Here is a 279-nt window from a genome sequence, read left to right as displayed (position 1 = left end):
CTGTGCCTTGGGTTGCGATTGCGCCCGGCGAGTTCCCTATAAGCATAGAGGTTTGCCGCGTGGTAATCATGGGCTGTGTTGGGCGTCGCTGGATTCACTTGCCTTGATGGCTTATCCGCCCGAAGCTATACGCCTTCAGGAGCCCGCGCATGAACCTCGAACACCTCACCGAACGCTTGCATCGCATCCGCGATACCAACGATTGGAAGCAGTTTCACAGTCCGAAAAACCTGGCCATGGCCGCCAGTGTGGAAATGGCCGAGCTGGTGGAAATTTTCC

The 279-nt window shown here is 56.6% G+C and carries 1 pseudogene; it reads left to right on the top strand.

The window, feature by feature from the left end:
* Positions 1-149: 149 nt before the first annotated feature.
* Positions 150-279 (top strand): annotated as a pseudogene (locus tag SB764_RS39565) (nucleotide pyrophosphohydrolase); the annotation flags it as partial.

The organism is Paraburkholderia sp. SIMBA_027 (assembly GCF_046535315.1).
GTDB lineage: Bacteria > Pseudomonadota > Gammaproteobacteria > Burkholderiales > Burkholderiaceae > Paraburkholderia > Paraburkholderia tropica.
Note: the sequence above shows the minus strand (reverse complement) of the source record. Positions and strands in the feature narration are given on the sequence as shown.